The 22663-nt window shown below is 57.7% G+C and carries 18 protein-coding genes; 7 read left to right on the top strand and 11 right to left on the bottom strand.

Features of this window, described 5'->3' with window-relative positions; all coding sequences use genetic code 11:
- Window positions 1-130 precede the first annotated feature (130 nt).
- On the top strand, window positions 131-946 hold the full coding sequence (locus F0319_RS02700) for a Cof-type HAD-IIB family hydrolase (protein WP_111963854.1): 816 nt from the start codon (window positions 131-133) through the stop codon (window positions 944-946).
- Between the two features lie 150 nt (window positions 947-1096).
- On the top strand, window positions 1097-2353 hold the full coding sequence (locus F0319_RS02695) for a DUF1479 domain-containing protein (protein WP_149366222.1): 1257 nt from the start codon (window positions 1097-1099) through the stop codon (window positions 2351-2353).
- Here F0319_RS02695 and F0319_RS02690 read toward each other — a convergent pair.
- On the bottom strand, window positions 2350-3423 hold the full coding sequence (locus tag F0319_RS02690) for a LacI family DNA-binding transcriptional regulator (protein ID WP_149366221.1): 1074 nt from the start codon (window positions 3421-3423) through the stop codon (window positions 2350-2352). The two genes, F0319_RS02695 and F0319_RS02690, sit on opposite strands and share 4 nt — an antisense overlap.
- Before the next feature lie 288 nt (window positions 3424-3711).
- Between F0319_RS02690 and F0319_RS02685 the strand changes: the two genes are divergently transcribed.
- Complete coding sequence (locus tag F0319_RS02685) at window positions 3712-5013, top strand: MFS transporter (protein WP_127730155.1); 1302 nt, start codon at window positions 3712-3714, stop codon at window positions 5011-5013.
- A gap of 17 nt (window positions 5014-5030) precedes the next feature.
- Window positions 5031-7394 carry a glycoside hydrolase family 31 protein gene (locus F0319_RS02680; protein WP_149366220.1) on the top strand — a complete coding sequence of 788 codons (2364 nt, stop codon included), beginning with the start codon at window positions 5031-5033 and terminating at the stop codon, window positions 7392-7394.
- Between the two features lie 89 nt (window positions 7395-7483).
- Here the strand turns inward: F0319_RS02680 and F0319_RS02675 are convergent, their stop codons facing one another.
- Window positions 7484-9079, bottom strand: a complete 1596-nt coding sequence (locus F0319_RS02675; RefSeq protein WP_024908697.1) for an ABC-F family ATPase — start codon at window positions 9077-9079, stop codon at window positions 7484-7486.
- 222 nt (window positions 9080-9301) lie between these two features.
- Here F0319_RS02675 and ldtB point away from each other — a divergent pair, with 222 nt between their 5' ends.
- Window positions 9302-10222 (top strand): L,D-transpeptidase, encoded by a 921-nt coding sequence (ldtB, locus tag F0319_RS02670; RefSeq protein ID WP_023335026.1) that lies wholly within the window; start codon window positions 9302-9304, stop codon window positions 10220-10222.
- Between the two features lie 42 nt (window positions 10223-10264).
- Here the strand turns inward: ldtB and F0319_RS02665 are convergent, their stop codons facing one another.
- The 3 genes from F0319_RS02665 to F0319_RS02655 are packed head-to-tail and all read right to left on the bottom strand — an operon-like array spanning window position 10265 to window position 13747.
- Window positions 10265-10981, bottom strand: a complete 717-nt coding sequence (locus F0319_RS02665) for a GntR family transcriptional regulator (protein WP_149366219.1) — start codon at window positions 10979-10981, stop codon at window positions 10265-10267.
- Between the two features lie 15 nt (window positions 10982-10996).
- Entirely contained in the window at window positions 10997-12319 is a 1323-nt protein-coding gene (locus F0319_RS02660) for a PTS sugar transporter subunit IIC (protein ID WP_149366218.1), read from the bottom strand.
- A 51-nt stretch (window positions 12320-12370) separates the two neighbouring features.
- A complete protein-coding gene (locus F0319_RS02655; RefSeq protein WP_149366217.1) occupies window positions 12371-13747 on the bottom strand; it encodes a glycoside hydrolase family 1 protein in 1377 nt (458 codons plus the stop codon).
- 297 nt (window positions 13748-14044) lie between these two features.
- Between F0319_RS02655 and F0319_RS02650 the strand changes: the two genes are divergently transcribed.
- A complete protein-coding gene (locus tag F0319_RS02650) occupies window positions 14045-15148 on the top strand; it encodes a M14 family metallopeptidase (protein WP_149366216.1) in 1104 nt (367 codons plus the stop codon).
- A 113-nt stretch (window positions 15149-15261) separates the two neighbouring features.
- Here the strand turns inward: F0319_RS02650 and F0319_RS02645 are convergent, their stop codons facing one another.
- The 6 genes from F0319_RS02645 to mntR form a co-directional block, all read right to left on the bottom strand.
- The gene (locus F0319_RS02645; RefSeq protein ID WP_149366215.1) at window positions 15262-16302 is read right to left on the bottom strand and encodes an aldo/keto reductase; all 1041 of its coding nucleotides are present in this window, start codon (window positions 16300-16302) and stop codon (window positions 15262-15264) included.
- A gap of 102 nt (window positions 16303-16404) precedes the next feature.
- Window positions 16405-17928 (bottom strand): efflux transporter outer membrane subunit, encoded by a 1524-nt coding sequence (locus F0319_RS02640; protein ID WP_149366214.1) that lies wholly within the window; start codon window positions 17926-17928, stop codon window positions 16405-16407.
- Complete coding sequence (locus F0319_RS02635) at window positions 17928-19499, bottom strand: DHA2 family efflux MFS transporter permease subunit (RefSeq protein WP_111963845.1); 1572 nt, start codon at window positions 19497-19499, stop codon at window positions 17928-17930. Before F0319_RS02635 ends, F0319_RS02640 begins: the two co-directional genes overlap by 1 nt.
- A complete protein-coding gene (locus F0319_RS02630; protein WP_047742414.1) occupies window positions 19496-20590 on the bottom strand; it encodes an HlyD family secretion protein in 1095 nt (364 codons plus the stop codon). Before F0319_RS02630 ends, F0319_RS02635 begins: the two co-directional genes overlap by 4 nt.
- Before the next feature lie 101 nt (window positions 20591-20691).
- Window positions 20692-21801, bottom strand: coding sequence for an anion transporter (locus tag F0319_RS02625; RefSeq protein ID WP_111963844.1), 1110 nt, complete (start codon window positions 21799-21801; stop codon window positions 20692-20694).
- Window positions 21798-22271: a manganese-binding transcriptional regulator MntR gene (gene mntR / locus F0319_RS02620; RefSeq protein WP_023310887.1), complete on the bottom strand. Its 474-nt coding sequence runs from the start codon at window positions 22269-22271 to the stop codon at window positions 21798-21800. The genes F0319_RS02625 and mntR overlap by 4 nt, the downstream gene beginning before the upstream one ends.
- Window positions 22272-22454: 183 nt before the next feature.
- Here mntR and mntS point away from each other — a divergent pair, with 183 nt between their 5' ends.
- On the top strand, window positions 22455-22583 hold the full coding sequence (gene mntS / locus F0319_RS02615) for a manganase accumulation protein MntS (RefSeq protein WP_111963843.1): 129 nt from the start codon (window positions 22455-22457) through the stop codon (window positions 22581-22583).
- Window positions 22584-22663: the final 80 nt, after the last annotated feature.

Genomic DNA, 22663 nt, shown 5'->3' with positions numbered 1-22663 from the left:
AGAGGGAGAAAACACTAAAAACGGCAACCGAGGTTGCCGTTTTGCTTTTACTTTCGAATGAAATTAAATTTGTGCTCCCCGTCACCTTGTTATTAGAATGTTTCAAAACGCAGTGACCCAGGAGCACAGTATGACCGTTAAAGTTATCGTCACCGATATGGACGGAACTTTCCTTGATGATGCCAAGCAGTACGATCGTGACCGCTTCCAGGCACAGTTTGAACAGCTTAAAGCCCGCGATATTGAATTCGTTGTCGCCAGCGGCAACCAGTATTACCAGCTCATCTCCTTCTTTCCGGCGCTAAAAGATCGGATCTCCTTCGTGGCGGAAAACGGCGCGCTGGTGTTCGACCGCGGAGAACAGATTTTTCACGGCGAGCTGACCCGCCATGAATCGCAGATCGTGATTGGCGAACTGCTGAAAGACAAAGGGCTGAACTTCGTGGCCTGCGGGCTGGAGAGCGCCTACGTCAGCGACAAAGCCCCGGACGCCTTCGTGGCGCTGATGTCAAAGCACTACCACCGCTTAAAGCGCATCAGCGATTACCGCGACATTGACGACGTGCTGTTCAAGTTCTCCCTGAACCTGCCGGATAGCGATATCCCGAATCTGGTGGATAAGCTGCACGTCTCCCTGGACGGCATCATGAAGCCGGTCACCAGCGGCTTTGGGTTTGTCGATTTGATTATCCCCGGCCTGCACAAAGCCAACGGCATCAGCCGTCTGCTGAAGCGCTGGAAAATCTCCCCTCAGGAGTGCGTGGCCATTGGCGACAGCGGCAATGATGCCGAGATGCTGAAGCTGGTAAAATTTTCCTTTGCGATGGGTAACGCGGCGGAAAGCATCAAAGAAATCAGCCGCTACAGCACCGACGACAACAACCATCAGGGCGCGCTGAACGTCATTCAGGCCGTGCTCGACAACCATTCCCCGTTCGACGCCTGATCTTCTCCTCGCCGGAGCCTTGCTCCGGCAGCCTCACTCTTTTCCCGTCCTGTGGCTTGCGTCAAGTTTTTAAACTTGCATTAACTTAATTTTAACTTAAAGTATCACTTGTAGATATCTTCACTTTCGAATGAAAGATGCGAGGCAGTTATGACCTTTACCAGTGAAACTTTGCCGGCGGATCACAAAGCGGCAATCCGTCAGTTGAAACGTGAGCTGCGCGCGCAGATCGGCGACGTGCAGGCGGTGTTTAATAAGCTCAGCGATAAAATTGCCACCCGCGTGGCGGAAATCAACGCTCTTAAGAACAAAGGCGAATCCGTCTGGCCGGTGATTCCGTTTGCGGATGTGAAAAACGGCACGATTACCAACGCACAGCGCGAAGCCGTTAAACGCCGCGGCTGCGCGGTGATTAAAGGTCACTTCCCCCGCGAGCAGGCGCTGGCGTGGGATCAGTCGATGCTCGACTACCTCGATCTGAACAAGTTTGACGAAGTGTACAAAGGGCCTGGCGATAACTTCTTCGGCACCTTAACGGCCTCCCGTCCGGAGATTTACCCGATCTACTGGTCGCAGGCGCAAATGCAGGCGCGTCAGAGCGAAGAGATGGCGCAGGTGCAGTCGTTCCTGAACCGTTTATGGACGTTCGAGAGCAACGGCAAGCAGTGGTTCGACCCGGATGTGAGCGTGATTTATCCGGATCGTATTCGCCGCCGTCCGCCGGGAACCACCTCGAAAGGACTTGGCGCACATACCGACTCCGGCGCGCTGGAGCGCTGGCTGCTGCCGGCTTACCAGCAGGTCTTTGCCCGCGTGTTTGACGGCAACGTCGAGAAATACGATCCGTGGAACGCCGCGCACCGTACCGAAGTGGAAGAGTACACCGTCGATAACACCACCAAATGCTCGGTGTTCCGCACCTTCCAGGGCTGGACGGCGCTGTCGGACATGATCCCCGGTCAGGGGCTGCTGCACGTGGTGCCAATCCCCGAAGCAATGGCGTACATTCTGCTGCGTCCGCTGCTGGACGACGTGCCGGAAGACGAGCTGTGCGGCGTGGCGCCGGGGCGCGTGTTGCCGGTTTCCGAGAAGTGGCACCCGCTGCTCATCGAAGCATTAAGCAGCATTCCGGCGCTCGACGCGGGCGATTCCGTGTGGTGGCACTGCGATGTGATCCACTCCGTCGCGCCGGTGGAAAATCAGCAGGGCTGGGGCAACGTGATGTACATTCCTGCCGCGCCGATGTGCGAGAAGAACCTCGCGTACGCCAAAAAGGTCAAGGAAGCGCTTGAAACCGGCGCGTCACCGGGAGATTTCCCGCGCGAAGATTATGAAAAGAGCTGGCAGGACCGCTTTACCGTGAACGATCTCAACATCCACGGCAAGCGCGCGCTGGGCATGGTTTAACTGTCATACAAACCTTCCCGCTCAACGGCGGTGCGTCGTTTCCCCTGACGTATCCGCCGTACCGATTCCCGAACGGCCAGCGTGCCGTTAAGCAGTAACGTCCCCACCGGCGCGTCCGGGCGCATGAGCCGCTGCTGGAGCATATAAACCGCTTCCGTTCCCAGCTCATCGCGGGGAACGTGCACGGCCGTTAATGGAACATCCTGGATTGCCGCCAGGTTAAACCCGTCAATGCTCATCACCGACACGTCCTGCGGCACGCGTAATCCTTTTTTTTGTAATGCGCTGATGGTGCCCGCCGCCATAAAATCGCCGCCAACCAAAAATGCGGTTGGCAAATCCTTGCCCTGCATTTCGCTGAGCCAGCTGCTGACTGCCTGTTCACTTTCGCGTGCGCTGAAGCTGGGCACCACCAGCAGATCGCGCTTGTCGTTGAATTTCAGGTTGTGAGACTGCCACGCGTCGCGGATACCCGCCAGGCGCAGCTCCATGGTATAGCGGCGCAGGCACAGCACACTCATGACCTCACGGTGTCCCATCTCAAACAGATATTCCGCCGCCCGCTCGCCAATGGCGCGATGATCCGGCGCGACGGCAGGCAGGCGCATGTGGCGGTCACGGCAGTTAATCAGCATGCAGGGTTTGCCGACATCCACAGCCAGATCGTGGATATGCGGGTCGTCGATGCCAAGAAGGATTGCCGCCTGGGTATCCGCCTCGTTCATGCGCGCCAGAAACAGCTGGGCATCGCTATCGTTCTCTTCCAGCGCGCAGTAGCGCAAGCGCACATCGTGGGATGCAAGGCCTTTACTCACGCTCTGGATCACACGGTAGTAAAAGATGTCGGACCGCTCGTCGAACGCACGCTGAGGGGCAAAAACCACCAGGCTATTGAGCAGCAGCCGTCCCGCCGCCATACCCTCCATCACCCCCAGCTCCCGCGCGCACGCCAGCACCTTTGCGCGCGCCTTTTCGCTGGTATTCGCTTTTCCCGCCAGCACCCGCGACACGGTGCTGATCGAGAGCTGCGTGCGGGCCGCGATCTCGGTGATTTTTAGCCTTTTGTCCATTTTGTGATCTGGCTCCATTTGCGAAATGAAAAAATTTTCATAGCGTATTTGTCAGGCAATTACTGACATAAATACCATCTTGCCAGAGGCTTTTCGTCAGTTATGAGAAATTTTGCACAAAATCCACTTTTGCCCACTCATTTTCTTCCTTAAGGTGAACTTGTCACACAACTTCCATACTAGTTGTATACCAGATAAAGAATTTTAAACGGATAAAAATCAAAGTCATAAAAATCCGTGTGACACCTGAACCTCCGTCCCCTTACCGTCCGTCTTGTGGAGAGTAAAATGAGTCAGGACATCAATAACACCGTTGCGACAAGCAAAACCCGTCGCGTCATCAAGAACCTGCGCTGGTACGTGCTGGTGCTGTTCTTACTTGGCGTTACCGTTAACTACATCACCCGAAACTCGCTCGGGATCCTCGCCCCGGAACTGAAAGAGAGCCTCGGGATCACCACCGAGCAGTACTCCTGGATCGTAGGAGCCTTCCAGATCGCCTACACCATTTTCCAGCCCCTGTGCGGCTGGCTGATTGACGTCATTGGCCTGAAGATTGGCTTTATGGTCTGCGCCGGGATCTGGGCTCTGATGTGTATTTTCCACGCGGGTGCCGGAAGCTGGCTGCACCTGGCCATTCTGCGCTTCTTTATGGGTGCCTCTGAGGCCGCCGCTACCCCGGCGAACGCCAAAACCATCGGCGAATGGTTCCCGAAATCAGAGCGACCCGTTGCCGCCGGCTGGGCGGGCGTGGGCTTCTCCATCGGCGCGATGCTTGCTCCGCCTATCATCTACTTTGCTCACGCCTCGTTTGGCTGGCAGGGCGCGTTTATGTTTACCGGCGTGCTGGCGCTGCTGTGGGTGATCCTCTGGTGGGCGTTCTACCACAACCCGGAGCAGCACCCGAATCTGAGCAAGGACGAGCTGGCGTTTATCAAGCAGGACAACGAACCGCCTGCGGTGAAGCTGCCCTTCCTGACCGCGCTGAAAACCGTTTCAAAAAACAAACGCTTCTACGGTATCGCCATCCCCGCCTTTATGGCGGAACCGGCCTGGGCGGTGCTGAGCTTCTGGGTACCGCTGTACCTCGCCAAAGAGCACGGCATGGACCTGAAGCAGATTGCGATGTTTGCCTGGCTGCCGTTCCTCGCCGCTGACCTCGGCAGCGTGGCGAGCGGCTACCTGACGCGTCTGTACACCCGCATGTTCGGCTGCTCACGCGTTAACTCGGTCGTCGCCAGCTCCGTGACGGGCGCGTTCCTGATGATCTCGCTGGCCATCGTGGCCATTACCCGCGACCCGTATATCACCATCGTGCTGATCTCCATAGGCGGCTTCGGGCACCAGATTATTTCCTGCATGCTGAGCGCCCTGGTCGTGGAGTCGTTCGACAAAGGCCAGATGGCGACCGTCAACGGCATGCGCGGCTCGGCGGCGTGGATCGCCAGCTTCCTGTTCTCCCTGTTAATCGGTGTGACCGCCGACAAAATCGGCTTTAACCCGCTCTTTATCGCCATGGGCTTCTTTGACCTGATTGGCGCCGTCTTCCTGGTAGCATTTATTGCTGAACGTCGCGCCAAGCGCGCCTGATAGTGGATGTATTGCATATGAAAACCCTGAAAAACTGGACCGTTGATACGCAGTCGGCAAACCATCTGGAACTGCTGGTCGATAACCAGCACCGCCTGTGCCTGTATGTGCTGGAAGAGAACCTGTTCCGCGTGCTGATCAAACGCAAGGGCGAGCTGGCGCTGGACCGCACCTGGAGCATCGCGCCGGAGCAAGACGTTTCCTGGGAAGGGCGCCGTCGTGACGATATCAGCGGCTTCACCTGCCCGACCTGGACGCTGACGCAGCAGGACGACACGTTAACCGTGGCAACCGAACAGCTGCGCGTCACCGTGCACCAGCCGCTGTGGCTGGAGTGGCGCTATCGCAATGACGCGGGCGAGTGGCAGCCGCTGGTCAACGACCGCCCCACCAGCGCCTACCTGCTGAACGCCCACGGCGACGGCGTGGCGCACTACCTGAGCCGCCGCAAGGACGAGCGCTTCTACGGCCTGGGCGAGAAAGCGGGCGATCTGCAGCGCAACGGCAAGCGCTATGAGATGCGCAACCTCGACGCAATGGGGTACAACGCGGCCAGCACCGACCCGCTCTACAAGCACATCCCGTTCACCATCGCCCGCCGCGACGACGTGAGCTACGGCCTGTTCTACGACAACCTGAGCAGCTGCTGGCTGGATTTGGGCAACGAGATCGACAACTACCATACTGCCTATCGCCGCTGGCAGGCGGAAGCGGGCGATATCGACTACTACATCTTTACCGGCAAACGCGTGCTGGACGTTACCAAAGCCTTTGTTCGCCTCACCGGGAAAACGCTGTTCGGACCGAAATGGAGCCTGGGCTACAGCGGTTCGACCATGCACTATACCGACGCGCCGGACGCGCAAAACCAGCTGATGAACTTCATCCGCCTGTGCGAAGAACACGCCATTCCGTGCGACTCGTTCCAGCTCTCCTCCGGCTATACCTCCATCAACGGCAAGCGCTACGTCTTCAACTGGAACTACGGCAAGGTGCCGCAGCCGAAGGTAATGAGCCAGGCGTTCCACGACGCGGGACTGAAGCTTGCGGCTAACATCAAGCCGTGCCTGCTGCAGGACCATCCGCGCTACAACGAAGTGGCGGAGAGCGGCCTGTTCATTCGCGATTCGGAAACCGATGCACCCGAACGCTCCAGCTTCTGGGATGACGAAGGCTCGCACCTCGACTTTACCAACCCGCAGACGGTGCAGTGGTGGCAGAACGGCGTCACCACGCAGCTGCTGGAGATGGGCATCGACTCTACCTGGAACGACAACAACGAGTACGAAGTGTGGGACGGAGAAGCCCGCTGCTTTGGCTTCGGCAAGGAGATCGCCATCAAGCATATTCGCCCGGTCATGCCGCTGCTGATGATGCGCGCCTCGCTGGAAGCGCAGCAGCGCTTTGCGCCAGAAAAACGCCCTTACCTCATCTCCCGCTCCGGATGCGCCGGGATGCAGCGCTACGTTCAGACCTGGAGCGGCGACAACCGCACCAGCTGGGACACGCTGCGCTATAACATCCGCATGGGGCTGGGCATGAGCCTGTCCGGGCTGTTCAACGTCGGCCACGACGTCGGCGGTTTCTCCGGCGACAAGCCGGACGCCGAGCTGTTCGTGCGCTGGGTGCAGAACGGCGTGATGCACCCGCGCTTTACCATTCACTCGTGGAACGATGACCACACCGTCAACGAACCGTGGATGTATCCGGGCGTCACGCCTGCCATTCGCGGCGCGATTGAGCTGCGCTACCGCCTGCTGCCGTATCTCTACACCCTGCTCTGGCAGGCGCACGCCGACGACGAGCCGATGCTGCGCCCGACCTTCCTCGACCACGAGCGCGACGCGCAGACTTTCGAAGAGTGCGACGACTTCCTGCTGGGTCGCGACCTGCTGGTCGCCAGCGTCGTCGAAGCCGGGCAGCGCGAGCGCAGGGTCTGGCTGCCGGATAACGAAACGGGCTGGTACGATTTTTACACCCACGCGTGGTATGCGGGCGGACAATCCATCGTTCTCGATGCGCCGCTGGAAAAACTGCCGCTGCTGGTGCGCGCCGGGGCCGGTTTGCCGCTGAGCGAGCGCATCACGCATGTGAGTGCCGAAAAAGATACGACCCGCGAGCTTAAGCTGTTCCCGATTAAAGGCGTCGGCACAAGCTCGGGGCTGCTGTTTGAAGACGACGGTGAAAGCTGGGGCTACCAGAACGGCAATGCGCTGTGGGTGGAATGGGAGATGGTGTGCGACAGCGCAACCATCAACCTGAGGGTGAACGCGCGCGGGGATTATCGTCCAGCGTGGAAAGCGCTGAAAGTGTCGTTACCGGCGGGGGGGAAACGCAAACTGCTGGTGAACGGGACTGAAGGGAGCGAGTGGGTGGTATAGTGCGGGCGGATGCCCTCACCCTAACCCTCTCCCACAGGGAGAGGGGATAGAACGTAGGCCGGGTAAGGTGAAGCCGCCACCCGGCGTTTTTAGTTCTCGATACCTTTGCTGCGCAGGTAATCTTCGTAGTTACCGGTGAAGTCCACCACGCGCTCTGGCGTAATTTCGATCACGCGGGTCGCCAGCGAGCTGACGAACTCACGGTCGTGAGAGACGAAGATCAGGGTGCCCTGATACATCTCAAGCGCCATGTTCAGGGATTCGATCGATTCCATATCCAGGTGGTTAGTCGGTTCGTCCATCACCAGGATGTTTGGTTTTTCCATCATCAGCTTGCCGAACAGCATGCGTCCCTTCTCGCCACCGGAAAGCACTTTAGCCGGCTTCTTGATGTCGTCCTGGCTGAACAGCAGACGACCCAGAATGCTGCGTACCGCCTGCTCGTCGTCGCCTTCCTGCTTCCACTGGCTCATCCAGTCGAAGACGGTCAGGTCATTCTCGAACTCATATTCATGGTCCTGCGCGTAGTAACCAATCTGCGCGTTTTCGGACCATTTCACGGTGCCGTTGTCCGGCTGCAGTTCGCCGACCAGGGTTTTCAGCATGGTGGACTTACCCACGCCGTTGGCGCCCAGAATGGCAATCTTCTCGCCCACTTCCAGCAGCAGGTTGAAGTTTTTAAACAGCGGGCCTTCATCGAAGCCTTTGGTAAGAGCTTCCACTTCCAGCGCGTTACGGAACAGCTTCTTGTCCTGCTCGAAGCGGATGAACGGGTTCTGACGGCTGGAGGCTTTAACCTCTTCCAGCTTGATTTTATCAATCTGACGCGCACGCGAGGTTGCCTGACGCGATTTAGAGGCGTTAGCGCTGAAGCGGCTGACGAAGGACTGCAGGTCGGCAATCTGCGCTTTCTTTTTGGCGTTGTCCGCCAGCAGACGTTCACGCGCCTGGGTGGCCGCCGTCATGTACTCGTCGTAGTTGCCCGGATAGACGCGCAGCTCGCCGTAGTCGAGATCCGCCATGTGCGTACAGACCATATTCAGGAAGTGACGGTCGTGCGAGATGATGATCATGGTGCTGTCGCGATCGTTCAGCGTCTGCTCCAGCCAGCGGATGGTGTCGATGTCCAGGTTGTTCGTCGGTTCGTCGAGCAGCAGGATGTCCGGGTTAGAGAACAGCGCCTGTGCCAGCAGCACACGCAGCTTCCAGCCTGGCGCGACTTCGCTCATCGGGCCGTAATGTTGTTCAACGGGGATCCCCACGCCCAGCAGCAGCTCGCCCGCACGCGCTTCCGCAGAATAACCGTCCATCTCGCCGTACTGCGTTTCCAGATCGGCCACCTTATAGCCATCTTCTTCGCTCATTTCGGCCAGCGCGTAGATGCGATCGCGCTCCTGCTTCACTTCCCACAGCTCCGCGTGCCCCATGATCACGGTGTCGAGCACGGTGAACTCTTCGAAGGCGAACTGATCCTGACGCAGCTTACCGATACGCTCGTTAGGGTCGAGCGAGACGTTGCCGAGGGTCGGCTCCAGATCGCCGCCGAGGATCTTCATAAAGGTGGATTTTCCGCTACCGTTGGCACCAATCAGGCCGTAACGGTTGCCGCCGCCAAATTTGACGGAAATGTTTTCGAACAGCGGCTTACTGCCAAACTGCATAGTGACGTTGCTGGTAACTAACACGGGGAGATTCCTGCGAAAAGTGTGATAAACACGGCATTATGCCACAATTCCGAATTGAGATCCCGTGTTGCGGCAATCCACTAAACTTTAACAAAATCGAAAAAAATGTGATTTCGTACACATCTGAATTCCCTGTTAGCGGGAATGCACATATAATGCGCTCCCATCACAGATTCAGACTTATCAACTCATCGCCAGAATGGCTTAGATACCTCGCACAACATGAACATGAAATTAACAACGCTTTTTGCGGCGGCGTTAGCCGTAGTAGGTTTTTGTAAGACCGCGTCTGCGGTGACGTATCCCCTGCCAACAGACGGTAGCCGTCTGGTAGGCCAGAACCAGGTTGTGACGGTACCAGAAGGTAACTCTCAGCCGCTGGAGTATTTCGCTGCGCAGTACCAGTTGGGCCTGTCTAACATGCTGGAAGCAAACCCGGGCGTTGACCCGTATCTGCCAAAAGCGGGTACCGTGCTGAATATTCCTCAGCAGCTGATCCTGCCGGATACCGTTCATGAAGGTATCGTGATTAACAGCGCCGAAATGCGTCTGTATTACTACCCGAAAGGCACCAACACCGTTATCGTGCTGCCAATCGGTATCGGCCAGCTGGGTAAAGATACCCCGATGAACTGGACCACGAAAGTCGAGCGTAAGAAAGCGGGCCCGACCTGGACGCCGACTGCCAAAATGCACGCGGAATACATCGCTGCGGGCGAACCGCTGCCAGCCGTAGTACCGGCAGGCCCGGATAACCCGATGGGTCTGTATGCTCTGTACATTGGTCGCCTGTACGCTATCCACGGTACTAACGCCAACTTCGGTATCGGCCTGCGCGTGAGCCACGGCTGCGTGCGCCTGCGTAACGATGACATTAAATTCCTGTTCGAAAACGTGCCGGTCGGTACGCGCGTGCAGTTCATCAACGAACCGGTGAAAGCGACCTCTGAGCCAGACGGCAGCCGCTACATCGAAGTGCACAACCCGCTGTCCACCAGCGAAGACCAGATCAACAACAACGAAGTCGTCCCTGTTACGCTGAACAGCGCGGTACAGGCGGTGACTTCTCAGCCTGACGTAGAAACGGCGATTGTTGACCAGGCCGTGCAGAACCGCTCCGGTATGCCGGTGCGTTTGAACTGATAGAGAAGCATTAAAAAAGCGGGCCTCGTTGCCCGCTTTTTTTTACCCGTTATTCACGATCACAATCCCGCCGTGGTCGTACCGATAGTGACAGTGGGCATACTCCAGCGCTGTGCCATCTTCCAGATAAATGACCTGCTCCACCTCCAGAACCGGATCGGTTTCCTCGCAGACCAGATGCTCCCTGTCCAGCGCGCTGGGCTTAAGCGCCCGCACCACCCGATACGACCCCATAATTTTCAGCCCCAGCGTCTCCTGCACGTACTGGAACACTGAACCTTCAAGATGGTTTTTCGTCAGGCCCGGCACCAGATTCACCGGCATTACCGTGGAATCCAGCGACATAGGTTCACCGTTCAGCAAACGCAGGCGAATGAAGTCATAGATCGGCGCATCGGCATTGATCATCAGCGACGCCTGCTCTTTCTCGTTCGGGAAGCGCAGCTCAAAATGCACCACCTGGCTGGTTACCTTGCCCAGGTGTTCCCAGGTTTTAGTCGCGCCGAAGTAGTCGCTGCCGGAGAGATCCCACTGCGAGAGCTGGAGGAAGTTTTTGCGGATAAACGTGCCCTGGCCCTGACGGGTATAGACCAGACCTTCGACGATCAGCTGGCGCATCGCCTGCTGAATGGTCATCCGGCTGGTGCTGAACTCCGCCGCCAGCGCAAACTGGTCCGGGAGCGGTTCATGGGCGGCGTACTGCTGGCTGATAATGCGTTTCTTGATTTCCCGCGCTATGGTGATGTACTTCGCCGCCATCGTCCTTCCTTTCAGTTAGTTTTCTATCCCGTTGTTTTTCAACGCCACTCTCTCGGCAATCTTGAGGAAAGGCAGGTAGAAGAATACACCAAATACAATGATTGCCAACTGCACCACCACCGCGCGCCAGTCCCCCGCCGTCGCCAGCCAGGCGCTGAGAATTGGCGGCGTAGTCCACGGGATCATCACCACGCAGCGCGACATTAACCCCAGCGTGGTACAGAGCCAGGCGAAGTAAATGCCGATGGCGGGCAGCAGCACAAACGGGATCATCAGCGGCAGGTTAAACACAATCGGCAGGCCAAAAATCACCGGTTCGTTGATGTTAAACAGGCCCGGCGCCAGCGACAGACGCGCCACCTGCTTCGCCGACTTTTGTCGGGAGAAGATAAAGATGGCAATCAGCAGCGAGATGGTGCTGCCCGTACCGCCCACCATGCCAAAGGTCGGCACGAAGATGTTGTTGATGATATGCGGGATCGGCTGGCCGTTGGCGAAGGCCAGCATGTTCTCGTTGGTGTTGATCAGCAGGAACGGCTCCAGCACCACACTGTTAACGACAGATTGATGAATACCGAGGGTGAACAGGAAGTTACCGAAACTGTAGATAAAAATCGTCCCCGGCAGGCTGGTGTTGATCAGCCGCAGCGGCTGCTGGATAAAGGTCGTAATGAGATGGATCAGGTCCGTATGCAGCACGTTTGCCAGTATCGCCGCCAGCACCGCGAACAAGGAGAGCGTGAGGATCGTCGGGATCAGCGCGGTAAAGGATTTGCTCACCGCCGGGGGCACATTTTCCCCGAGCGATATGTGCAGCGCCTTCAGGCGCGAAATAGCGATAAACACTTCCGTTGAGAGCAGCCCAATCAGCACCCCGGCGAAAATGCCGGTTGAGCCGATATTGGCGAACGTCAGCACCTGCGTGACGTTCACCGCAGCGTCGCTGCCAACGGGCGTAACCTGTAAGCGCATCGGCATCATGATGATAAAACTGCTGACGGCGATAACCACTGCCGAGACCGGATTGTCGAAATCTTTGTTGCGCGCCAGCGACCAGGCAATCATCGGGGCTAGCAGCAGCGCGGCGATGTTCAACGTGCCGTTGATAATCGCCTCGCCCCACACCTTAAACTGCGCGAGCGTGTCGCCGTGAAAAATCCACGGAAACACCACGTTGTTCACCAGCACCGCCAGACCGGCGAGGATGAAAATGGGCATCACCGTGGCGAAGGCGTCGCGCAGGGAGCGAAGGTGCACCTGGTTTGCCAGGCGCGCCGAGAACTCTACAAATTTATCGACAAAAGACTGCATGTGCGGTGTTATTTTTGTTTCAGACATAGCGGATATTTCCCATCAATCAGTCACAAAAACGGCCCGGCAGCGTACGGCTTACATCTCGCGTCCGTTGGTATGGATAACCTGTTTTAACCACGCGTAGCTCTTCTTCGGCACGCGCTTCAGGTCTTTCAGGTCGTGGTTTTCACGGTTGACATAGACCACGCCGTAGCGCTTACGCATGTCGCCCTGGGAGCTGAGAATGTCGATTAACCCCCAGCCGAGGTAGCCGATAACTTCTGCTCCGTCTTCGAACATCGCCTCTTTCATGGCATTGATATGCGCCCGGTGGTAGTCAATGCGGTAGGTGTCCTCAATCGGGTTCACGCCGTCCCAGGACTCAATCACCCCGATGCCGTTTTCGATCGGGAACACCGGCAGGCGCCAGTCGTTGTAATAGCGGGTAATGATGGTGCGAAAACCGAGCGGGTCGATCTGCCAGTTCCACTCGGTGGCTTTCAGGTACGGATTGTTTTTCTCGCCGTGCAGCAGGTAATAGTTCACGGGCGTGCCTTCCGGGATCGCATCGCTGTCCAGCGTTTTACTGGCGTAGTAGCTGAAGGCCATATAGTCGTTTTTGGTGCGCGCCAGCAGCGCTAAATCTTCAGCGCGGTAGATATCGCCGAAGCCCTCCTGCTCCACCACCGCCATCACCGCCGGGCTGTAGCCCTGCCCGGCAAAGACGCGCAGCAGGTTCTGGTTAAGAAATTCGTCATACTGCTGGGCGCAGAAAATATCGCGCGGTTTGCAGGTGGCCGGATAGATCAGCTGGTGCGCCAGCATGCCGCCCATCAGCTGGCCCGGTTTGGTCTGGTGCAGGTATTCGGTCAGCGACATGTGCGCCACCATGGTGTGGTGCTGCAGCTCGTACAGCTCGCGCAGGGTTTTCTCGCCTTTCATGTAGCCAGAAATGCGAAACGCTTCCGGCATATGGAAGATGTTCTGCTCGTTGAAGGTCAGCCAGTACTTCACGCGATCGCCATAGCAGTCGATCATCTTTTTGCCGTAGCGGATAAAGGCGTCCATCACGCGGCGGTCGTTAAAGCCGTTGTACTCCTGCGCCAGCGCCAGCGGCATATCGAAGTGGTACAGGCAGATCATCGGCTCGATGCCGCGGGCGATGAGATCGTCGATAAAGCGGTCGTAAAACGCGATGCCTTCGTCGTTGAACGGGCCGTCACCCAGCGGGCAGACGCGGCTCCATGAGATCTGGAAGCGGTAGCAGTTCATCCCCAGATCCTGCATCAGATCGAAATCTTCCCGGTAGCGGTGATAGGAGTCGGTCGCCACTTTCCAGTCGGAGACATTCTCCCCGGCTTCACGAATGTCGTACACCGACATCCCTTTCCCGCCCTCGTTCCAGGCTCCTTCCGTCTGCATGCTCGATACCGAGTTGCCCCATAAAAAGTTTGCCGGCAGCTGATTGTTCATGGTCTCTCCCTATATGACTAGTCATTTAAAAATTCATGACTAGTCATATAGGTGAAGATGGCATGTCGATCAAAGCGGAGGATCGTTTTTTGTGAGGCATGTCGGAAAGAAACGTCGGGCAGGAAATGAATCGCGCAAACCCTGTTATTGAAGCCGGTGCCTTAGCCTATGCAAAATCACATTTCCCGCTCGTGCCACTGGCTGGCCTCATAAAATCACTATTAACTTAATGAGCACGAACCACGGCCCAGGCCGGAAAATAAAAATCTTAACTCTATCAAATGGAAAATGACGCTCATGAAGATATCTACTGGCCGTATTGCATTCGCTCTCAGCTTAGCGCTGCCATGCTCAATGGCTTACGCGGCAACGGTGTATACGGGTGATAAGGTACAGGGAGTGCCGGTCATCTCGACTCTGGATGTATCAGACCTGACAGCAGGACAACATCGCTTCATGTTCGAGGGGGTTGAGACAGGAACGGGACAGCGCTGGTATGTACCCATCATGGTGGCAAAAGGGAAAACGGACGGGAAGAAAGTTCTGCTGCAGGCGGGCGTCCATGGAGATGAGCTAAACGGAGTGCGCATCGTACAAAAAGTGATGGAACAACTGGACCCTGCAAAAATGAACGGCAGCGTTATTGCCATTATTGGTCCAAACCGTTCTGGCCTTGAAAGGGTCTCCCGGACATGGTCCGTTTCAACCGATGGGGGTGAGACGATCGACTACAACCGCGTGCATCCGGGAAAAGAAACGGGTAACCCTGCCGAGCGTCAGGCATGGATGATGTGGAATAACGTTTACAAGGGAAATGTCGACCTGGCGATTGACTATCACACCCAGTCTACCGGAACGGCTTATCCGCTGTTCATTTATGCCGACTACCGCAATGCGGATGCCCGGACTATTGCAGAACTTTTTCCGGCAGATCAAATTAAGAAAGATCCCGGTGAAGCCGGCTCAATGGAAACCACCTTTATTCAAAATGGTATCCCGGCGATAACGGCCGAGACGGGAGAGCCGAGGATTTACCAGCAGGATATGATTGCCCGGGGTGTAGAAGGTGCCCGTAATGTACTGATCCATTATAAGGTGATTGAAGGCAAAATCGGCGCAACCGCCAGCAGCAATAAAACGTATATTGGTAATGCTATCAGTTCAATACGAGCGACCACGGGTGGGTTTGCGGAAGTATTCGTTAAGCCCGGCGATACGGTAAAAGCAGGACAAGAAGTCGCCCTGCAGCGAAATGCATTCGGTGATGTTGTCGCGAAGTATTCAGCAGAGCGGGACGGCAAAGTACTGTCAGTTGGAACGGATGTAGTAAGAGAACCCCGAGCCCTACTGGTAAGAGTTCTTGAGCAAAATCCAGCGGCAACCTGCAAAGACGGTTGCTGATTTCCGCCAGAGCCCATCGTTGAATCGGCAAAAGCATGCTCAGTGAAATAAGCCGCTTTCGCCGATTGCTGTAACGATGGGCAAAGAAATTTAAAATCACCTGATGAAAAAGGTTACTGTTGCGCCAGCTGATTGCGGCGATATTCCCCCTGACGCTCCAGCATCCAGCCAGGGTATTCCCGCGGCAGCGCGCTCACCGCATCCAGCTGTTTGAGCTCGTCTTCGCTTAAGCGGATCCCGGTGGCGGCAATGTTGTCGTCCAGCTGTTCGACGCGTTTGGCCCCGATAATCACGCTGGTCACGGCTTTTTGATGCAGCAGCCAGGCCAGCGCGATTTGCGCGACGGAGACGCCCTTGCTTTCGGCGATAGTGCGCATCACGTCCACGCAGTCAAAGGCGCGGTCTTTGTTCACCGGCGGGAAGTCAAACTCCAGACGGCGGCTACCGGCTTCGCTCTGCCCGTCGCGACCATATTTTCCGCTCAGCAGACCGCCTGCCAGCGGGCTCCATACCATCAGCCCGACGCCTTCGCTCTGCATCATCGGCACCAGCTCGCGCTCAAGATCGCGTCCGGCGATGGTGTAATACGCCTGGAGGGATGCGAAACGCGCCAGCCCGAGACGCTCGGAAATGCCCAGCGCTTTGGCAATCTGCCACGCCGCCCAGTTCGAGACGCCGATATAGCGCACGTGGCCGTGCTGCACCAGGTTATCCAGCGCATACAGTGTCTCTTCAATCGGCGTGGCCGGGTCGAAGCCGTGCAGCTGATAGAGATCGATATGATCGAGCTGCAGGCGGCGCAGGCTCTCCTTCACGCTGCTGATGATGTGATAGCGCGAGCTGCCGCGCGAGTTCACCCCTGCCGTTCCGGTTTCGCCGAACACTTTGGTCGCGACCACCACGTTCTCGCGAGGGATTTTCAGGTTTTTCAGCGCCTGGCCGACGATCTCCTCCGAACGCCCTTCCGAGTAAACGTCCGCGGTATCGATAAAGTTGATCCCGGCATCCAGCGCGCGGCCCACCAGCTGTTCTGCTTCGCTTTGCTGGAGCTGGCCAATCTTGCCCCACATGCCGCCTTCACCGCCGAAGGTCATGGTGCCGAGGCACAGTTCTGAAACAAACAGACCGGTGTTGCCCAGTTTTTGATAACGCATAAGTTATTCCTCGCATGTCGATTGGGTACCCGATAGTTATACCCGCCCCTCAGCCATCGCGAATGTGGTGTTCCTGTCCGTTTCTTGCCCAATCCTCTGAATTTATCCGCGCGGGGCGTCGCCAAAGACGCTGTAGTCCGGTAATTGCACCTGCTGATACGGTTCCCAGCCGCCGCCGAGCGCCTTGTAGAGCGCCACCAGATCGAGGGCGCTTTGCACCTGCGCCTGCGCGCGCTGCTGCTGGGCCTGCGCCAGCTGCCGATGGGCGTCCAGCACGTCAATAAAGCTGGCGATCCCCTGGCGGTAGCTATCGCTGGCTAAATCGAAGGCGTTTTGCAGGGCATCAATGGTTTTCGCCAGGCCCGCTTCACGCTGCTGGTCGGTGCGATAGCTCACCAGCGCATTTTCGACATCGCCAAGCGCGGTGAGCACCGTCTGACGATAGTCCAGCACCGCCGCCCCCTGCTGCGCGCGCGCCACCTTCACGCTGGAGACCAGCCTCCCGCCCTGGAAGATGGGAATGGAGACCTGCGGGCCAAAGCTGTAGAAGTGGCTGCTCCAGTCGGTCAGCCAGTTGGTTTCGCTGTTGCGCAGGCCAAACTGCCCGGAGAGGGTAAAGCTCGGGAACAGCTCCGCCACCGAGACGCCAATTTGCGCCGTGGCAGCATGGAGGTTCGCTTCTGCTTCGCGCACGTCCGGACGCCGTCGCGCAAGCGTCGACGGAATGCCGGTCTGCACGATATCTGGCAGCGCGGGCATCGGCTGCGCGGATTGTAGTTCGGCATCCAGCGCCCCCGGCGGCTTGCCGAGGAGGATCGCCAGGCCGTTCATCGCCTGCCGCTCCTGCGCCTGATACTGCGGCAGTTGCGCTTCGAGGTTGCCCAGCTGCGCCCGGGCGTTTTCCACGTCCATCTGTGGAGACAGTCCGCCGCGCTGGCGGCTTTCGGTCAGATCCAGCGTCTGCTGCGCGCTTTTAATCTGGGTGTTCAGCGTGGCGATAATGCTCTGCGCCCCGCGCAGCTGGAGCCACGCGCGCGCCACTTCCGCCTCCAGCGACACCAGCGCGTCGTTACGCTGCTCGATAGCGGCTTTCTGCTGCGCTTCGGCGGCTTCCACCTGCCGGCGTACCTTGCCCCACAGGTCGATTTCCCACTGGGCGTCGAAGCTGCCCTGGTAGAGGTTGATCGGCTGCGTCAGAGGGCCTAACGCGCCCCGCAGCTCAGGATCGACATTATCCAGCTGGTCGTACACGCCGTGGGACTTCAGCTCCCCTTCCAGCCCGAGCTGCTGGCGCGTCGCCTGCAGATTGCCGTTCACCGACGGGTAAAACGCCCCGCCCGCCTGGTTAATCTGCTCACGCGCTCCGGCGATGCGCAGCACCGTCTGCTGCAGCGTCAGGTTCCCGGCGATGGCGCGCTCAACCAGGCTATCTAACTGCGGCGAACCAAAGGTTTTCCACCAGCGCGGGTTTGTCGCGGCGGAGGTAGTTTGCGATTTCACCGTGCTGTCGCCCTTATCGTTCCAGTGCGTGACGGCAGGCGGCGCGGGCGGCAGATAGTCCGGCCCGACGGCGCAGCCTGCCAGCAGCATCATTATCATCAGGGGGTGTAAACGTCTGTGTATCATCAATGTGCTCCTGCACTCCCCTCGCTCTTAACCGGCGAGAGCAACAAACAAAACGGAATCAGTAACAAGGCCACGGCGCTCAGGATGGTGAAGACGTCGATGTAGGCCAAAAAGCGCGACTGCTCAATCATGGTCTGGTACATACGCCCGGTAGCGATGCCGGTGGGGTCCCCTACCTGGGTGGTGAAGTTCTGGATTGCCTGGGCGCTTTCGCGTATTGCCAGCTGGAACTGCTCGTTAAACGGCGAGGCGTGGTACGCAAGGTGTGCACTGTGCGCCTGAGATCGTTCGGTGATGGCCGCCGTCGACAGCGAGATCCCGACCGAGCCCGCCACGTTGCGGAACATGGTGAACAGCGCCGCCGCATCAGCATTCAGCCGTCTTGGGATCGAAATAAAGGCAATGGTGGTCAGGGGCACAAACAGGAATCCCAGCCCCAGCGACTGGGCGCTGCGGAACAGCACCAGCGTCTCGAAGTCGATATCCGGGGTCAGCGTGCGCGACCAGAAGAACGACACCGCCAGACAGGTAAAGCCAAAGGCGATAATCCAGCGCGTCTGTACAACCGGCATCAGCTTCAGCACCAGCGGAATAGTCAGCACAATCAGCACCGCACCGGGCGACAGCACCAGCCCGGACCAGGTGGCGGTATAGCCCAGGTCCTGTTGCGCCAGCTGCGGGATCACCACGGAACTGCCGTACAAAATCATCGCCATCCCCGCCATCAGCAGGCTGGAGATGGCAAAGTTGCGGTCCTTCATGCAGTGCAGATCCACCACCGGCTTTTTGGCATACACCAGCCAGTAAATGGCACCGATAATGCCGATTAGCGTTAACACCGCGAAGGTACGGATAAAGTTCGAGTAGAACCAGTCCTCATCCTCTCCCCGGTCAAGCATCACCTGCAGGCAGCCAAGCCCTAACGCGATCAGGCCGATCCCCGTCCAGTCGATACTCAGCTTCTCTTTTGATTTGCTCTCCCACGGCGGATCTTCCAGCAGCTGGTAGATCGCCAGCACCGTGACAATCCCCACCGGAATATTGATAAAGAACACCCAGCGCCAGGAGTAGTTGTCGGTGATCCAACCGCCCAGCGTCGGGCCGAGGACCGGTGCAACGATAATCGCGATGGATGAGAGCCCAAACGCTTTGCCCCTGTCCTCCGGCTTGAAGTAGTCGAGCAGTACCGACTGCTGCGTGGGCTGCAGCCCGCCGCCAAAAAAGCCCTGCATCACGCGGAACAGGATGATCTGCCACAGCTCGGTGGCAATCCCGCACAGAAACGAGCAGACGGTAAACATGACGATGCAGATCAGGAAGAACTGCTTGCGGCCGAACACGCGGCTCAGAAACGCCGAGATGGGCAGCACGATGCCGTTCGCGACCAGGTAGCTGGTTAACACCCAGGTGGATTCGTCATAGCTGGACGAGAGCGAACCCGCCACGTGGGGCAGCGCCACGTTGACGATGGTGGTGTCCAGAATTTCCATAAACACCGCCAGGGTGACGACAATCGCCACCGCCCACGGATTGCTGGCGGGCTTCCAGCTGTCGTGGCTGTGATCCGTCATTCCACCGTCACCTTCGGTGCAACCGACAGCCCCAGCGGCAGCGGTTTGTTCGGATCGAGGCCTTTATCAATCACGATTTTGACCGGCACGCGCTGCACAATTTTGACGAAGTTACCGGTGGCATTTTCTGCCGGGAAGGCGGAGAAGCGCGAGCCGCTGCCCTGCTGGATACTGTCTACGTGCCCCTCAAGCTCCATATCCGGCCACGCGTCGACTGACACGGTGACCTTATCGCCCGGCTTCATGCGCTCAAGCTGGGACTCTTTGAAGTTCGCCACCACCCACACGTTCGGCGAAACCAGTGAGAACAGCGCCGTTCCCGCCTGCACCAGCGTGCCGGGCTGCACGTTGCGTTTGGTGACAAATCCGTCGAACGGGGCGCGGACTTCGGTGTAAGAGAGATTCAGATTGGCCGTTTCAAGCTGCGCTTTCGCCTGATCGACCTGACGCTCGCGCGCTTCAACGTTGGTTTCCTGCTGGCGGATTTGCAGCTGTACCTGCTCTGCCACTTCCAGCTGCGCCTGGGCGCTGGCCAGCCCTGCCTGGGCGCTACGCAGCTGAGCGTTCGCGGAATCAATGCTTTGCTGGGTGGTTGCCCGCGGGTCGACGCCGCGCTGGCGACGGTACTCCGCCTGTGCGTTAGCCAGATCGGCCTGCGCTTTCAGCACCTGCGCTTTGGCTTCGTCACGCTGGGCGGGATACTGGACTTTTGAAAGCGCCAGCTGCGCCTGGGCCTGATGCAGCTGCGCGATAGCCAGCCCAAGCTGGGCCTGGGCCTGATCGCGCTGCGCGGTGGTATCCCGCGGATCGATGACCACCAGCAGATCGCCCTTTTTCACGCGCTGGTTATCACGCACGCGCAGCTCGGTGACGTAGCCCGCCGTTTTCGGGGCAATCGTCACCACGTCGCCGTCGGTAAAGGCGTCGTCGGTCGTCTCTTCGTTACGGGTTAAAAACCACCAGACCAGCGCCACGACGACCATTACCACGACGACAATGCCGAGGATAATTAACGGTTTCTTGCCCGGGCGCTTACGCTCATTATTGTTTTTGTCCTGCTCGTCAGCAGGCGGGTTTTGATCTTCAGCCATAGTTCAGCAACGGTCCTGTCAGTGAGCGGCATCACACTATGCCGTTCACTAAAGCTAGGACGTTGCTATACGTTTGCCAGGAAAAACTGACAAATTGCGCACTATATGAGAAGGAATATTCCGAAACCGATCGCCGCGGCCCAAACCAGCATCGGGATTGACCAGAGATGGAAGCGCCACCAGATACGACGATCGTTGGCCATACGCAGGGCAATCAGGTTTGCCAGCGAGCCGGGCAGCAGCCCAAACCCGCCGATGTTCACCGCCCAGGCCAGCAGCGTGTCCGGCGGAACATAGTTGAGCAGCAGAATGGTGGAAGGCACGTTGCTGATAAACTGCGACAGGCCAATCGCCGTCAGCCACAGCCCTGCCTGCGGCAGACTGCTGACGCTGTGCAGGACGGTTTGCAGTACCGGGAGCTGAATAAGCAGATGCACGTCGATGAACATCGCCATAAAGACCAGCAGCAGCGTCCAGTCCACGCTGACCAGCACGCGTCGCGCGAGGACGACAAAGCCTGCGGCAACGAGCAGGACGCCCGCCAGCTCATACTTCAGCTCCAGCGCAAAGAGAAAGACAATATATAACCCGAGGCAGCTCCACACCAGACGCGGCTGCCACTGCGGGCCCGTTGTACCGCTGTGGTACTGCAGTTTTTTATCAGGAAACGCAAACCAGCATACCGCCAGCAGCGACAGCATCATCACCAGCGCCAGAGGGGCCATCTGCCAGGTAAAGGCGGCGAACGACAGCCCGGAACGTCCCCAGAGAAGGATATTTTGCGGATTGCCGATTGGCGTCAGAAGTGAGCCTGCATTGACGGCGAGCGCTTCAAAGATGATCAGCCGGCTGACCGGGATCTCGCACAGCTTACGCAGCGTAAGCGTGAGGGGCACGATGATAAACAGCGCCACATCGTTGGTCAGAAACGTCGACAGCACCGCGGCAGAAAACACCATAAACAGGGACAGCCTGCGTTCGGTGGCAAAGCGGCGCACCATTTTACGGCCAAGAACGTCAAAGTAGCCGCTCAGCTCAACCCCTTTGGTGAGCATCATCAGGCCGCTCAGGGTAATGATGGTGCGCCAGTCAATCGCGGCGGGCCAGGCCTGCGGCGTAAACGGCACAAAGAGGCTTAACCCTGCGCCAATGAGTAATAGGAGATGGAAGAAACGATCGCGTGCCAGGGCCTGCAGTCCAGGGATTTTCATTCAGCGGAGGGACCATATTTAAGGGTAAATTCGCGAAACTTCACCAGCGTCTCTTCGCTGACGTGGTGTTCCATGCCTTCCGCATCCCGGCGGGCAATCTCCGGGCTGACGCCCAGCACCAGTAAAAAATTCTCGACAAGCTGATGGCGCTCGCGGCTCTCCTGCGCGAGTTTCTCCCCCTCCGGCGTCAGAAAAACACCGCGCCAGGGGATCATTTCAATTAAGCCCACGGAGGCCAGGCGTTTTAACATTTTAGCGACAGTTGGCTGTGAAACCCCCAGCCTGGCGGCCATATCGACCTGGCGCGCTTCACCAACCTCACGAATCAGATCGGAAATGAGTTCAACATAATCATCAATCAGTTCACGCCGGTGCGCTTCACGGACCTGGCGAAAACCTTCGACATGTTCTTCAACATTCACCAGTTGCGTCGTTTTCCTCATTGTCGGATGACCTGCGCGACGGTTCATTGTACTTCCTCAGTGGGGTGACGCTTCCAGCGCCCGGTTTCGAGAGCGCACATTGTAAACCATAGCTCTGCAAGCACAAAAAATTAACGAAATAGCCATAGCTATACAATATAGCCTGTGCTATATCTGTATGTAATGCAGTCACCCTTCATGGATCGAAGGGATCAAAACTCAGGAGGTCTTATGAATGAATTCAAGAGGTGCATGACCGTGTTTACCCACTCCCCCTTTAAAGTGCGCTTAATGCTGCTGAACATGCTGTGCGATATGTTTAACAACAAACCGCATCAGGACGATAAACCTTCCAACTAAGCGGCGTTGCGGTACGCCGCTTCATTTTCCCGTCACATTCTCGCTGTAAACTGGCTTTCAGCCGCCTTATTCCCGATCTT

Origin of the sequence: Enterobacter vonholyi, assembly GCF_008364555.1 — a bacterium.
In the GTDB taxonomy this organism is placed as follows: Bacteria; Pseudomonadota; Gammaproteobacteria; order Enterobacterales; family Enterobacteriaceae; genus Enterobacter; species Enterobacter vonholyi.
This window is presented reverse-complemented; position numbering and strand designations above follow the sequence as displayed.

Coding starts and splice junctions, on each gene's coding strand:
- F0319_RS02625 (WP_111963844.1), bottom strand. CDS start 21,801: ATGAAAATCCCTGGACTGCAGGCCCTGGCACGCGATCGTTTCTTCCAT.
- F0319_RS02680 (WP_149366220.1), top strand. CDS start 5,031: ATGAAAACCCTGAAAAACTGGACCGTTGATACGCAGTCGGCAAACCAT.
- F0319_RS02685 (WP_127730155.1), top strand. CDS start 3,712: ATGAGTCAGGACATCAATAACACCGTTGCGACAAGCAAAACCCGTCGC.
- F0319_RS02655 (WP_149366217.1), bottom strand. CDS start 13,747: ATGAACAATCAGCTGCCGGCAAACTTTTTATGGGGCAACTCGGTATCG.
- mntR (WP_023310887.1), bottom strand. CDS start 22,271: ATGAACCGTCGCGCAGGTCATCCGACAATGAGGAAAACGACGCAACTG.
- F0319_RS02690 (WP_149366221.1), bottom strand. CDS start 3,423: ATGGACAAAAGGCTAAAAATCACCGAGATCGCGGCCCGCACGCAGCTC.
- ldtB (WP_023335026.1), top strand. CDS start 9,302: ATGAACATGAAATTAACAACGCTTTTTGCGGCGGCGTTAGCCGTAGTA.
- F0319_RS02640 (WP_149366214.1), bottom strand. CDS start 17,928: ATGATACACAGACGTTTACACCCCCTGATGATAATGATGCTGCTGGCA.
- F0319_RS02695 (WP_149366222.1), top strand. CDS start 1,097: ATGACCTTTACCAGTGAAACTTTGCCGGCGGATCACAAAGCGGCAATC.
- F0319_RS02650 (WP_149366216.1), top strand. CDS start 14,045: ATGAAGATATCTACTGGCCGTATTGCATTCGCTCTCAGCTTAGCGCTG.
- F0319_RS02635 (WP_111963845.1), bottom strand. CDS start 19,499: ATGACGGATCACAGCCACGACAGCTGGAAGCCCGCCAGCAATCCGTGG.
- mntS (WP_111963843.1), top strand. CDS start 22,455: ATGAATGAATTCAAGAGGTGCATGACCGTGTTTACCCACTCCCCCTTT.
- F0319_RS02665 (WP_149366219.1), bottom strand. CDS start 10,981: ATGGCGGCGAAGTACATCACCATAGCGCGGGAAATCAAGAAACGCATT.
- F0319_RS02660 (WP_149366218.1), bottom strand. CDS start 12,319: ATGTCTGAAACAAAAATAACACCGCACATGCAGTCTTTTGTCGATAAA.
- F0319_RS02630 (WP_047742414.1), bottom strand. CDS start 20,590: ATGGCTGAAGATCAAAACCCGCCTGCTGACGAGCAGGACAAAAACAAT.
- F0319_RS02645 (WP_149366215.1), bottom strand. CDS start 16,302: ATGCGTTATCAAAAACTGGGCAACACCGGTCTGTTTGTTTCAGAACTG.
- F0319_RS02700 (WP_111963854.1), top strand. CDS start 131: ATGACCGTTAAAGTTATCGTCACCGATATGGACGGAACTTTCCTTGAT.